Annotated in this window: 11 protein-coding genes and 1 pseudogene; 7 read left to right on the top strand and 5 right to left on the bottom strand. The window is 59.1% G+C overall.

The annotated features are described in order from the left end of the window. Positions 1 to 3: 3 nt before the first annotated feature. On the bottom strand, positions 4 to 198 hold the full coding sequence (locus T8A63_RS21705; protein WP_043847225.1) for a heavy-metal-associated domain-containing protein: 195 nt from the start codon (positions 196 to 198) through the stop codon (positions 4 to 6). Between the two features lie 146 nt (positions 199 to 344). Here T8A63_RS21705 and T8A63_RS21700 point away from each other — a divergent pair, with 146 nt between their 5' ends. The 4 genes and pseudogenes from T8A63_RS21700 to T8A63_RS21685 all read left to right on the top strand — a co-directional run bounded on the left by T8A63_RS21700 (position 345) and on the right by T8A63_RS21685 (position 5,113). After that, a complete protein-coding gene (locus T8A63_RS21700; protein WP_043847201.1) occupies positions 345 to 2,855 on the top strand; it encodes a heavy metal translocating P-type ATPase in 2,511 nt (836 codons plus the stop codon). Between the two features lie 9 nt (positions 2,856 to 2,864). Then, positions 2,865 to 3,254: a Cu(I)-responsive transcriptional regulator gene (cueR, locus tag T8A63_RS21695; protein WP_005619161.1), complete on the top strand. Its 390-nt coding sequence runs from the start codon at positions 2,865 to 2,867 to the stop codon at positions 3,252 to 3,254. A 119-nt stretch (positions 3,255 to 3,373) separates the two neighbouring features. Further along, positions 3,374 to 4,324, top strand: a complete 951-nt coding sequence (locus tag T8A63_RS21690; RefSeq protein WP_050686576.1) for a DUF305 domain-containing protein — start codon at positions 3,374 to 3,376, stop codon at positions 4,322 to 4,324. Positions 4,325 to 4,392: 68 nt separating this feature from the next. Continuing rightward, positions 4,393 to 5,113, top strand: a pseudogene (locus T8A63_RS21685) (MauE/DoxX family redox-associated membrane protein). 2 nt (positions 5,114 to 5,115) lie between these two features. Here T8A63_RS21685 and T8A63_RS21680 read toward each other — a convergent pair. Continuing rightward, entirely contained in the window at positions 5,116 to 7,206 is a 2,091-nt protein-coding gene (locus T8A63_RS21680) for a protein-disulfide reductase DsbD family protein (protein WP_081285562.1), read from the bottom strand. Between the two features lie 353 nt (positions 7,207 to 7,559). Here T8A63_RS21680 and T8A63_RS21675 point away from each other — a divergent pair, with 353 nt between their 5' ends. Both T8A63_RS21675 and T8A63_RS21670 read left to right on the top strand, forming a co-directional pair. After that, on the top strand, positions 7,560 to 8,261 hold the full coding sequence (locus T8A63_RS21675) for an IS6 family transposase (protein WP_065331824.1): 702 nt from the start codon (positions 7,560 to 7,562) through the stop codon (positions 8,259 to 8,261). A 203-nt stretch (positions 8,262 to 8,464) separates the two neighbouring features. Next, positions 8,465 to 9,124, top strand: coding sequence for a cation diffusion facilitator family transporter (locus tag T8A63_RS21670; protein ID WP_082849320.1), 660 nt, complete (start codon positions 8,465 to 8,467; stop codon positions 9,122 to 9,124). On the opposite strand, the gene T8A63_RS21665 is transcribed toward T8A63_RS21670, so the two are convergent. Genes T8A63_RS21665 through T8A63_RS21655 form a run of 3 tightly spaced genes read right to left on the bottom strand, consistent with a single transcriptional unit; the run spans position 9,108 to position 11,704 of the window. Beyond that, positions 9,108 to 10,355 carry a cytochrome P450 gene (locus tag T8A63_RS21665; RefSeq protein ID WP_067631015.1) on the bottom strand — a complete coding sequence of 416 codons (1,248 nt, stop codon included), beginning with the start codon at positions 10,353 to 10,355 and terminating at the stop codon, positions 9,108 to 9,110. The genes T8A63_RS21670 and T8A63_RS21665 overlap by 17 nt on opposite strands. A 3-nt stretch (positions 10,356 to 10,358) precedes the next feature. Beyond that, entirely contained in the window at positions 10,359 to 10,859 is a 501-nt protein-coding gene (gene lspA, locus T8A63_RS21660; protein ID WP_067631017.1) for a signal peptidase II, read from the bottom strand. Beyond that, positions 10,856 to 11,704 carry a cation transporter gene (locus tag T8A63_RS21655; protein ID WP_067631019.1) on the bottom strand — a complete coding sequence of 283 codons (849 nt, stop codon included), beginning with the start codon at positions 11,702 to 11,704 and terminating at the stop codon, positions 10,856 to 10,858. Before T8A63_RS21655 ends, lspA begins: the two co-directional genes overlap by 4 nt. Positions 11,705 to 11,776: 72 nt before the next feature. Between T8A63_RS21655 and T8A63_RS21650 the strand changes: the two genes are divergently transcribed. Next, positions 11,777 to 12,106, top strand: a complete 330-nt coding sequence (locus T8A63_RS21650) for an ArsR/SmtB family transcription factor (RefSeq protein WP_236627323.1) — start codon at positions 11,777 to 11,779, stop codon at positions 12,104 to 12,106. Positions 12,107 to 12,141 lie beyond the last annotated feature (35 nt).

The raw sequence follows: 12,141 nt of genomic DNA, 5'->3' as shown, positions 1-12,141 counted from the left end.
ATCCTACGCGGCTGAAGCGTCGTAGCCAGCGTCAGCGATGGCTTGCCGCACGGTCGCCTGTTCCAATGTGCTTTGGACAGTGACAAGGCGAAGGTCCAGATCGGCCGTGACAACGGCTGATGGATCCTTTGCCTTGATGCCGCTTTCTATAGCGGATGTGCAGTGTCCACAGCTCATTTTCGGGACGGAAAAAATCATGAAGGCCTCCATTTTTGGTACAACCTCAGACTTGGTCGTTCCATCGGGAGGAAGGTCAAGCAAATATCAAAAAAAATTAGATACTCTCTTGAGCTTCCAGCAACTGGAAGCCCTATATCAGGGTAAGTTCAACCGAGGAGGCCCTCATGACCGACCCCAATACGATACGTCTATCCGTTTCCGGCATGAACTGTGCGTCTTGTGTGGGCAGGGTTGAGAAGGCTTTGAACGAGGTTCCGGGCCTTTCGAACGTCAGTGTCAACCTTGTGAACGAAACGGCTCAATTTCAGATGGATAATCCGGCCACCACGGGCGTGGCGGTCACGGCCCTCTCGAACGCCGGATACCCGGCACGGACGGGGCGCGTAACATTGAACGTAGACGCCATGTCCTGCGCGTCCTGTGTCGGTCGGGTTGAAAAGGCGCTTGTACGGACACCCGGCGTATTGAATGCGGCGGTCAATCTGGCAACCGAAACGGCTGTGGTAGAGTATCTGCCAGATGCCATCACCCCGGAAAAGATTGCCCGGATCAGTACGGAGGCGGGGTACCCGGCCGAGATTGCGCAGAGCGATGCGCACGAGGACCGATCGGACCGCAAGGCAGAAGAAGCCGACGCGCTGGCGCGCCGTGTCATCCTTGCCGCGATCCTGACCGTGCCGGTGTTCGTTCTGGAAATGGGAAAACATACCATACCCGGCTTTGAGGGCCTGATTGAGAGCACAATCGGCATTCAAACGTCATGGCTGATCCAATTCGCGCTTGCCACGGTGGTTCTTTTCGGACCGGGTTGGGGGTTCTTTGCGAAGGGCATTCCGGCGTTGATCAAGCGTGCCCCGGATATGAACAGCCTTGTCGCACTGGGAACCGGGGCGGCGTGGACTTATTCCGTAGTCGCGACCTTCCTGCCTCAGGTGCTGCCTGACGGTGTGCGCGCCGTCTATTTCGAAGCAGCGGCGGTTATTGTCGTTCTGATCTTGTTGGGTCGCTGGCTTGAAGCGCGGGCCAAGGGCAAGACCGGTGCAGCCATTCAGGCCCTTCTTGGTCTGCAGGCAAAGACAGCCAGGGTCCTGCGTGACGGGCAGGCGACCGAGGTTGACATCAAGGAACTGCGGATCGGCGATCAGATCCTCGTGCGTCCCGGTGAAAGGCTGCCTGTCGATGGCGAGGTCACAGAAGGATCAAGCAACGTCGATGAAAGCATGATCACCGGTGAACCCCTCGCCGTGCCAAAGGCTGCTGGCGAACCGGTGACCGGCGGCACGGTGAACGGCACCGGGAGCCTGACCATAACGGCGACGCGAGTCGGGGCGGATACCACGCTGGCGCAGATTATCCGCATGGTCGAAGATGCTCAGGGGGCCAAGCTGCCGATCCAAGGCCTAGTGGATCGCGTGACCATGTGGTTCGTGCCTGCCGTTCTGGTTCTGGCGCTTGCGACTGTGGTTGTCTGGCTGCTGGTCGGTCCCGATCCGGCTCTGACCTTTGCGCTTGTGGCGGGTGTCTCCGTTCTGATCATTGCGTGCCCCTGCGCCATGGGGTTGGCCACGCCCACCTCGATCATGGTGGGGACAGGACGCGCGGCTGAGATGGGGGTGTTCTTCCGCAAGGGAGATGCGCTGCAACATCTGGATGAAGTTGGCGTTGTCGCATTGGACAAGACCGGGACGGTCACGCAAGGGCAACCCAGTTTGACAGACCTCATCACGGCCGACGGCTTTGACCGGGCAGAGACACTCGCCCTCATCGCATCTGTCGAGGCGCAGTCTGAGCACCCGGTGGCAGAGGCCATTGTGCAGTCCGCAAAGAGCGAAGGCCTGTCCTGGCCCGATGCGACGGAATTCCGGTCCGTGACCGGCTACGGTGTCGAGGCGCTTGTCCAGGGCCGCAAGGTTCATGTCGGTGCGGATCGCTTCATGGTGCAGCAGGGCATTGACACCAGCCCGCTGGAAGACCGCGAAAGGGCCTTGGCCGAAAAGGGACGCACCGCGCTTTATGCTGCGGTGGACGGATCCCTGGCGGCCGTGATTGCCGTGGCAGACCCGGTCAAATCCTCCAGCGCCGAAGTGATCGCAGCTCTGCATGATCGAGGGATCAAGGTCGCGATGATCACCGGAGACAAGAAGGCCACGGCAGATGCCATCGCCCGCGAGGTCGGGATCGACCATGTCATTGCAGGGGTGTTGCCGGATGGAAAAGTCGCCGCCCTGGACGAATTGCGGCAAGGGAACAGCAAGATCGCCTTTGTCGGAGACGGCATCAACGACGCGCCAGCGCTGGCCCATGCCGATGTCGGCATCGCCATCGGAACCGGCACGGATGTCGCAATCGAAAGCGCCGACGTGGTGTTGATGTCGGGCGACCTGCGCGGCGTGGTGAATGCCATCGACGTGTCGCGCAAGACCATGCGCAACATACGGCAGAACCTTATCTGGGCCTTTGGCTATAACGTCGCGCTGATCCCTGTGGCGGCGGGCGCGCTTTACCCGGCCTTTGGATTGCTCCTGTCGCCGGTGTTTGCCGCCGGGGCCATGGCGCTGTCCTCCGTGTCGGTTCTGACCAACGCGCTGCGGCTGCGACGGATCAAGGCGACGATGTCGGAACAGGATCCGCCCCACGACGCGGAGACGAAATTCGCAACGCAGCCCGCAGAATAGGAGACAGGTGTGAACATCGGAGAAGTATCAGAACGCGCGGGTTTGCCAGCGAAGACAATCCGCTACTACGAAGACATCGGCCTTGTCCGGCCTTTGCGCAGCGACAACGGCTATCGCGCCTTTCGCGACAGCGACATCCACAAGCTCGCATTTCTCGGTCGCGCCAGGACGTTCGGGTTCTCGATCGAAGACTGCCGCACGCTGCTTGATCTCTATGAAGATGAGACGCGGGAAAGTGCACAGGTCAAGGCTGTCGCTCAAGAGCATCTGGCCGCCGTTGACGAAAAAATCGCCCAGCTCAAGTCGATGCGAGAGACCCTGGCTCACCTCGTTGACGCCTGCCAGGGCGATCACCGCCCCGATTGTCCAATCCTGAAAGATCTGGCCAAAGACCCGTAACGCACGATGCCTGGGCCAGACATTTATGGGGTTTCATGCCGTTTCGATATATCGTCTTGAAACCCTCCAGCGCTGGAATGTTGTTCCTCCACAAATAGAATCCATGATGGAGAGATCAGATGTCTGAAGATGCGATCGGGAAATCTCGTGGCGGGTCCGACACCCGTTCAAGTGAAGGTGCAGCACATTCGGGAGGCCATTCAGGTTCATCCTATGGCCGGTTTCTGGCGATGGTCGGCACATCGACTGCGATCATGTTCGGCCTGATGTACATCAACTCGTACTCCTTCGAACATGTCTACTGGAGCGAAACCCGATTTTACATGACGTTCATCATGGGCGCGACGATGGCGACCGTGATGCTCCTTTTCATGTTGAACATGTACAAGAACAAGGGCGTCAACGCCGCGATCATTCTCGGGTCTGTCGTGATGTTCGCCGGCGCGCTCTGGCTCGTGAGAAGCCAGGAGACCATTCAGGACGAAAGCTGGATGAGCGCGATGATTCCGCACCACTCCATTGCGATCATGACAAGCGAACGGGCCGAGCTGACAGATCCAAGGGTCGAGGCGCTGGCTTCGGAAATTGTGACGGCGCAAAACCGCGAAATTTCCGAAATGCGTTTCCTCATAGATGACATTGAGGCAAATGGCGAAGCCGGTCCTGAATGGCCACTTGGTGAAGCGGACGGTCCGGCTGAAATGGAGGGGCTTCAAGAAGCGATTGCAACCCCGGTGATTGCCGGAATCCGTCCTGCACCGCTCAAAGCCGAAGAAATAACACGCGCACTGGGGTCCGACGGACAATGCCGTTTCATTCGCGCCGTGAACGCCGATCCCATTCTGGTCACGGACGGGGCGGGGAACGGCGTCGCCAAGATATCCGGATCGCTGGTCAACTTCACGTCGCAAGACACAGTGACGTCCGGTGGCGTCCTGTCTGCCGATGGTGGCCAATTCACGCTGGCGCCGGGTGACGCGGACGGTGAAGACGCCACCCTGCTGTTTGAATTGACGGGAGAGACGCCTCTGACTGTCGGATTTACCGGGTATTGGACCTGCAACGGTTAAAGGATTTAAAGGAACGCGTCATGACGAGAGAGGCAAAATCCACCCCGAAGACGGCGGTTTTGTACCGAATGGTGATGGAGGAGCATGTTTGTCCCTATGGGCTGAAAATCGAAGGACCTGCTTGAGCGGGAGGGGTATTCGATTGAGGACCGGCCTCTGAACACCCGCGAGGAAACGGATGCTTTCATGGAAGAACACGGTGTCGAAACGACTCCGCAGACCTTTATCGGCAATGAAAGAATTGGTGGCTATGACGCGCTGAGGGAATTTTTCGGCCAGGACGTAAAGGATGACGACGAGACGACTTATCAACCCGTCATTGCGATATTCGCGGTCGCATTCCTTATGGCGCTTGGTCTCAGTTGGGCGTTTTACGGTTCGATCCTGACGCTGCGGGCATTCGAGTGGTTCATCGCGATCTCGATGAGCTTTCTTGCTGTTCAAAAACTGCAGGACGTCGAGACGTTTTCCACGATGTTTCTGAACTACGATCTGCTTGCCCAGAAATGGGTGCGCTATGGCTATGTCTATCCCTTCGGCGAAGCACTTGCCGGTATTCTCATGGTCGCCGGTGCCTTGGTCTGGATCAGCGCGCCTGTTGCACTGTTCATCGGTACGGTCGGAGCGGCTTCAGTTTTCAAGGCCGTCTACATCGATAAGCGCGAGATCAAGTGCGCCTGCGTGGGCGGCGGTTCAAACGTGCCGCTGGGTTTCGTGTCCCTGACCGAAAACCTGATGATGATATTCATGGGCGTCTGGATGTCGGCGCGTGCGATGGGCCTCTTTTAGGCCTAACCATCCGTTTTCAAAGCGGTCACAGGGTCGCCAAGTGCAGCCCTGCTCAGCGCGTCGAGAACGGCTTCGGACGTCAGAACCTCGGACAGGATGATCCCGTCTGGCGCGTTTGGCCCGTAGACGATGTTGAACGGGATGCCAAACCTGTTGTGGCTTTCCAGATACCGGGAAATGTCAGTGCTGGGCCTAGTCCAGTCTGCCCGCATCGCAACGACATTATCACCCCGCAGTTGGTCGACCACGGGCGCACGGTCCAGCACCAGCGTCTTGTTGGCCTTGCACGTCAGGCACCAGTCTGCGGTCACGTCGACAAAGACGGTTTTTCCCTGCGACACCAGTTTCGGTATCTCGGAGCGATCGAACGCGACCCAGTCCTGGCCCACCGCTCTCGTCTGCGGCGGGATTGTCAGCGCCGTCGGCACCAGAAGGCTGAGAACAGCAACCACCACCAGCGCTGTCGGGCGCGTCAATCTGCCCGGCAAACGTATTGTTGCGAGAAGAATGAAAAGGCTCGTCATAAGCAGCACGGTCATGGCCACCCGGCCACCCGCCACCCCTATCAGTACCCAGAGCAGCCAGATCGCGGTCCCGGCCAGAAGACCGGCAAGCACCCATTTGACGACAACCATCCAACGTCCCGGCCTGGGCAACAACCGGACCAGACCAGGCTTCCCCGCCAGAACCAGATAGGGCAGGGAGAGCCCAAGCCCCAGAGCCGTGAAAACGAGAATGACATCAATCGGGCGCCCGGACAGGGCAAAGGCAACCGCTGTCCCCAAAAACGGGGCCGAGCAGGGCGTGGCCAGCACCGCCGCGAAGGCGCCTGTTGCAAAATCTCCGCCATACCCGTCGCGACCGCTTGATCTGGCCAGCCGTGACTGCAACCCGGAGGGCAATGAAACTTCGAACACCCCGAACAGATTGGCAGAGAACACGGCAAGCACCAGAAACATGACGGTCAGGAAAACAGGGCTTTGGAATTGCAGGCCCCATCCAACGGTGACGCCGACGGATTGCAGAACCAGAATGATTGCGGCGAGGGCCCACATGAACACCAGAACGCCAAGCGCCGACATCAGGAACCCATTCCGGACCTCGTGCGCTGGCTTGTTTCCATGATTGAGAACCGATGTCAGCTTGATGGACAGGACAGGCAGAACACAGGGCATGACATTCAGGATCAGACCGCCAAGAAAGGCAAAGGCCGCAATCGCCAGGATTTGCGTCAGATCCGGCAGGTTCGCCATAACCTCGAATGGTGCACCCGGGATGCGGTCTGACCAAGCGGGCTGCGCTGTCACCGCGCGTGATCCATCGGTCAAAGTCAGTTGCAGGGGCGGCGGATCCTCCCCTTGCGCGAGAAGAGGCAGCTTGGCCCAAAGGGCTGTTCCCGCATCATCGGTTCGGATGTCCGGTTTGCCAAAGGTGAATTCCGGCCCCAGTTCCGGAAAGATATCCGGCTTCACAAAGGCATTCGCACTGCGCGCCGTCACATAAAGCGCATCATCCGCGATCACCGCCGTTTCGACAATGATGTCGCTCTCTTCGGGACCAAGCGGCACCCGCTGGGCATACTCCGAAATCAGGCCCGCCGCCTTCGCGTCAATCCCGGTGCCCGCCGGAATTGTCAGTGCGAGATCGAAATCATGCGGCACACAGACAGTCGAGCACGCCAGCAATGAAACACGCGCCTGCAATGTTGCGGACTGGCCCGCAGTTTCGAGAACTGCCTGAATGGGCAGGACGACACGGGTCTTGTAGCCAAAATTCTCGATGCCGAATGCCGTGAAGCGCTCAGGCGCGGGCCAGAGCATCTGTGCGCTCACCAGATTTTCCGATCCATCCCATGAAATTTCAGGCGGCAGACCCACCTCGCCGGGCGAACGCCAATAGGCTTTCCAGCCCTCGGCCAGCTCGACATCCAGGCCAAGGGAAAGGGTTCTGGAGGTTTCCGCGACCCCATTTTCAACGGAGATGAGCCGGGCCGTGATTGTTGAATTCTCGTAGGTATCGCTCGATGCAGCAAAGCCCATGGAGGCCCAAAGGCAAGCCATGAGAAGGAAGAATAGGCGCAACGTGGTTCGCATCATCTTTTGGCTCGCTTCCACCCTTGTCCCGAGATCGAAATCCGAAGCACCTCTATGGCTGCATCTCCCGGTTGGTCAACTTTACAAACGGATACAATGTCGTTTGTGAAGCCATCCCGCTGCGAGAATAACGCGACGAAGTCCGCGTTCGTAGCAGGAAGGCCAATAGAAGCTTTTTTCTTCATTGAACATTTCAATCGCAACCGCGGCCTCCAACCTTCCAGCGCTGGAAATTGAAACCAAATGCGGATGACTTAGTTGAACGCTTAGCAATTGAGAGAAGGAAGAAGAGGTGTTGTCACATTAACGGTCCTGAGGTTGCTGGTTCATTGATCTGGGCGTAGGCGGTGTCGATGCAGACACAAAAGATCAGCTACAAACGCCACCGGTTTCCGCCTCAGATCATCGCTCATATTGTCTGGCTTTACGTCCGGTTCAACTTGAGCCTGCGCGAGGTCGAAGAGCTGATGCTGGAACGTGGCGTCGACGTTTCGTATGAGACAATCCGGCGCTGGAGCGTCAAGTTCGGCCCCCTGATCGCCCACGTTCTACAGCGACGGCAGCCGCGCCCCGGCGATGTCTGGCATCTGGACGAAGTCGTTGTGAAGATCGCGGGTCGGTCATACTGGCTCTGGCGCGCGGTCGACCAACACGGCTTTGTTCTTGAGGAAATTCTCCAATCGAGACGAGACAAGCGCGCCGCAAAGCGGCTTTTGGTCAAGCTGATGAAACGTTGGGGCTTCGTGCCAAAAAGGATCATTACGGACAAGCTGCGCTCCTATGGTGCCGCAAAGCGCGAGGTCGCGCCTGGCCTTGATCATTGGTCACACAAGGGACTCAATAACCGCGCAGAAAACAGCCACTTGCCCTTCCGAAAACGAGAGCGGGTGATGCAAGGCTTCCGATCGCCGGGTGGATTACAACGCTTCGTATCTATGAAGTCTGCAACCCGCAATAGTTTCTCTGTCCCAGCCCGCCGCCGCTCTGCGCTCACCATCCGCTACCATCGGCTCGAAGCATTCGAGGCGTGGAAATCCGCGGCACAGGCCGCTTGATCAACGAACAGCTTGCCAACTTGCAAATTCGGCGAGTTAACGTGACAACACCCTTGGTTTTCATGTATGAGGGACAAGCTCGCCTCTACTGAGGAAGCTTGGAAACAGGACAATCTCGGCTTTCGATCCGTGGCGCAACTGATGGCAAGGTAGCCAATTCTCGCCTCGAACTTTCGCCGAAAATTTTGCGGTGATGAGATGTTATGAGCAGTCATCAAGATAACCGGCAGGCCAATCTGACGCGCGGCATCCGGGTCGAGATCGCCAGCCTCGTCTACAACATCATCGAGGTCGTCGTATCCGTCACCGTGGGACTTCTGACCGGCAGCGCAGCGCTGGTGAGTTGGGGCCTCGACAGTACGGTCGAGGCCACCTCGGCTGCGACTCTGATCTGGCGCTTGAAGAGTGAGGTGGACGGTGCCGACAAGCGCACGGTCCTGCACCGCAAGAAGGTCGCGCTCTACGTGGTTGCCTGTGCCTTCTGGATCGTCGTCGCGGCGATCCTCTACGAGGCGGTCTCCGCCTTCATTTCGCAGAAGGCGCCGGGCTTCAACTGGTGGGGTATCGCGATTCTGGGTGCTTCGCTCGTGGCCAACCCGTTCCTCGCCTGGGGCAAGTATCGCTACGGCAAGCGGCTCGATGCGCCCGCCCTGAAGTACGATGCCAAGGACACCATGATCTGCCAGTATCAGACGATCGTGGTGTTGGCCGGGATCGGTCTGACGCAATGGATGGGCTGGTGGTGGGCCGACCCGGTGGCGGCGCTTCTGATCGTGCCCTACGTTGCATGGGAGGCGTTCGAGGCCACGAAGGATGCGCGGTCGGTCGATCCGGACGAGGGCGAAGCTACTGCCGAGGCCTGACGTTACGCATGATGAACCGAGATTTGGGCATGGGCGGCAGTTCTCCGGTTTCCAGATCCAGATCCTGATCCGGCACTTCGTAGTCGATGGCGTTCACGAAGAAACTGCAAAACGCCTTCATCTGGCTGATCGCGATCCACTCGCCCGGACAACGGTGGTTCCTGTGGTGATCGCCACCGCCCTGCGGAATGAACTCGTAGGGAGTGACCTCCCGATCGTGAAACCGCTCGGGCCGGAACTCTTGCGGCGCGTCCCACGAACGAGCGTCGGTATTCGTGCCGTAGAGGTCGAGCAGAACCCTGTACCCTTTGGGAAAGCGATGTCCGCGCCACTCGAAATCGCTCTTCACCCGTGCCGCAACCGCGGGAAAGAACGGATACAGACGGCGGACCTCTTGCACGAAAGGTTCGAGCTGTCCCTCGTCGTCCTTCAGCTTTTGCCGCCACTCGGGATGCCGATGTAAAGCATGCGCCGCCTGAACTATGAACACGGATACCGCGACGGTCGGGCGCAGGACATTCAACAGCTCTACGGCGGCCACCCTGGGGGTCAACAACTCCCCATCGAGATCGCGCCATGTCGCGATGATATGAAGGGCACTTTCCTGCGTCGGCTGAAGCTCACCATCGCGGACCTGTTGGATTAGCCGTGCTGCCCATTTTTCCAGGCGGTGGCGCGCCAGACGCGCGCGCCAGTGTTTGGGGCCAAGGGCCCCGGCGTCCTGAAAAAGCGCTGTAAGCTGCGCCGTTCGGGTCGCCACCTCAGCTTCATTAAGCGGCACCCCGGCCCAGGCGCAGGCAGCTCTTGTGAGCATTTCGCGCACTTCGTCATAGAGGACGACCTCGTTCCTCGCCTCCCAGTCCGGCGCATAGTTGTCCAACATGTGAAGCGACGTGCCCTCAAGCGCGGCGATCCGCTCGGTCCCCATGAGTGACATGAACATCTTCTTGCGGTGCTGGTGGGCAGCGCCGTCCAATCCCTGAACGCCGCCTTCTCCCAGCAGGGACTTCTGTATGCGGCCTGGCATCGAGCCTGCGCGGATCAGCCGGTCTTCCCGATAGAAGGCTTCTGCCGTCGCCGCGCCGGTCATGCAGATCGTCTCTTGAAGGAGGATGCGGGTTTCGAACAGGTCTGTGTCGAGTGCGCGGCAGGTCTCCGAAATGAACCCATATGGGTTGCGCAGCAGGGCAAGTGTGCTGTCAAAGCCTTTCGCAGATGGTATGCCGAACATGGGTTACACCCCCGTTGTGTTTTCCTTGCGTTGACCCTGACCAGGCTTGTCCGTCGCAGAGCGGAAGCTGTCCCAGAACAGTAGGGCCGCGCCGCAGAAAATCGCCACATCCGCAAGATTGAAGGACGGCCAGTGGTATGTTCCGTAATGGAAATCCAGAAAGTCTGGGACGGCCTGATAACGCAGCCGGTCGAGGACATTGCCGAGTGCGCCGCCGATGATCAGACCGAGAGCGGCAGCCGTCAGCCTGTCCGGCGCGCGCCACAACCAGATCAGCAGCCATAACACGATCACGCCAGCAAGCGCGATGAGACCCCACCAAGGCACGATCCCGCCCAGCATACCGAAGCTGACTCCATCGTTCAGAACCCGCACGAGATTGAGAAAGGGTAGAACCTCGACGCCGCCCTCAAGCGCAGGTGTGTTCAGGGCAAGCGCCTTGGTGCCCTGATCGAGGGCGAACGCCGAGATGGCGCAAACTCCGCCTAGAACGCGGCTGTTCATGCAGTCGTCTTCAGATCGGCCCGCGCATCGCGAATGATCGCCCAGGACGAGTGCAGGAATAGCCCGGCGATACCGAAGGCAACGATAAGGTCGGGCCACGCGCTGCCCAGCCAGGCCACAAGACCGGCGGCAACGACAACCGCCGCATTGCCGATGGCGTCGTTGCGAGAGAAAAGCCAGACGGCCCGCATGTTCGCGTCGCCCTTGCGGAACGGCAGCAGCGGCAGAACGGAGATGACGTTGACGACAAGGGCAATCATGCCAAGCAGGCCCATGAGACCCGCATCCGGCGTCGTCCGTTCGAAGACCCGGACGATGGTCGTGCCGAGGACGCCGAGACCGAGGAGCCCGAGGAAGATGCCCTGGATCAAGGCCGACCGTGCCCGCCAGGCGAGGCTCCAGCCGATGGCCAGCAGGCCAAGGAAGGTGATCGCGCCGTCGCCGATGAAATCGAGCGCATCGGCCTTCACGGCCTGTGACCCGGCGATGAACCCGCCGATCATTTCAACGACACCGTAGCCCACGTTCAGGATCACGACGATCCAGAGCGCGCGTCGGTAGGCCGGGTCCTGATGGGCGGGATTCGGCGGAATGTCTCCATCGCCCTCGATCCGGTCGAAGCCGTAGCCGGTCACCGCAACGGCCTTTTCGATGTCCGGCAGGCGCCCTTCGGGTGCAGCCAGTGTCATGATGTGGGTTGCGGCCGACACTTTCACATCGCCGGGCGCTACCCCGGCCGACTGTGCCGCCCGCTCGATCTGTGCAGCATCCTTCGCGCAATCCATGCCGGAAACCCGGTATCGAAACAATGGCGCATCTGCTATCTCGTTGTCTGTGTTGGCCATGATCGCGGCTTTCCTGCTAAAGTGGATAGAAGATTCTATATATCAGCGAGAAATGATATGGCGCAAATCGTTATGGAAGACAAGACCACCACTATTGAACAGCGCGCGAAATTGCTTCGCGGCTTCGCAGATACCAGTCGTTTGACGATTCTGGACGCCTTGGCAAAAAGTCCGTTCGTCGTTCAGGAGCTCGTCGCGCACACGGGACTAACGCAGCCCAATATCTCCAATCATTTGCGATGCCTGCTGGAGTGCGGGCTTGTCGCCAGCGATCGAGATGGACGGTTTGTTCGCTACCGTATCAGCAATTCACGTATCACAACGCTATTGAGCGATGTAGATGCTCTTCTTGATGTCGTCGCAGAAGGGGTTGAGGCTTGTGACAACTATCGCGAGACGTGATTCAAGATGTCGTGGCCTTCGGCCAGGTCGTTACA

Source organism: Sulfitobacter sp. OXR-159 (assembly GCF_034377145.1).
GTDB lineage: Bacteria > Pseudomonadota > Alphaproteobacteria > Rhodobacterales > Rhodobacteraceae > Sulfitobacter.
This window is presented reverse-complemented; position numbering and strand designations above follow the sequence as displayed.

What these genes read in the sequence shown, in the direction of transcription:
- T8A63_RS21700 (WP_043847201.1), top strand. Translation starts at nt 345, where the DNA reads ATGACCGACCCCAATACGATACGTCTATCCGTTTCCGGCATGAACTGT.
- T8A63_RS21680 (WP_081285562.1), bottom strand. Translation starts at nt 7,206, where the DNA reads ATGCGAACCACGTTGCGCCTATTCTTCCTTCTCATGGCTTGCCTTTGG.
- T8A63_RS21665 (WP_067631015.1), bottom strand. Translation starts at nt 10,355, where the DNA reads ATGTTCGGCATACCATCTGCGAAAGGCTTTGACAGCACACTTGCCCTG.
- T8A63_RS21690 (WP_050686576.1), top strand. Translation starts at nt 3,374, where the DNA reads ATGTCTGAAGATGCGATCGGGAAATCTCGTGGCGGGTCCGACACCCGT.
- T8A63_RS21650 (WP_236627323.1), top strand. Translation starts at nt 11,777, where the DNA reads ATGGAAGACAAGACCACCACTATTGAACAGCGCGCGAAATTGCTTCGC.
- T8A63_RS21675 (WP_065331824.1), top strand. Translation starts at nt 7,560, where the DNA reads ATGCAGACACAAAAGATCAGCTACAAACGCCACCGGTTTCCGCCTCAG.
- T8A63_RS21670 (WP_082849320.1), top strand. Translation starts at nt 8,465, where the DNA reads ATGAGCAGTCATCAAGATAACCGGCAGGCCAATCTGACGCGCGGCATC.
- lspA (WP_067631017.1), bottom strand. Translation starts at nt 10,859, where the DNA reads ATGAACAGCCGCGTTCTAGGCGGAGTTTGCGCCATCTCGGCGTTCGCC.
- T8A63_RS21655 (WP_067631019.1), bottom strand. Translation starts at nt 11,704, where the DNA reads ATGGCCAACACAGACAACGAGATAGCAGATGCGCCATTGTTTCGATAC.
- T8A63_RS21705 (WP_043847225.1), bottom strand. Translation starts at nt 198, where the DNA reads ATGATTTTTTCCGTCCCGAAAATGAGCTGTGGACACTGCACATCCGCT.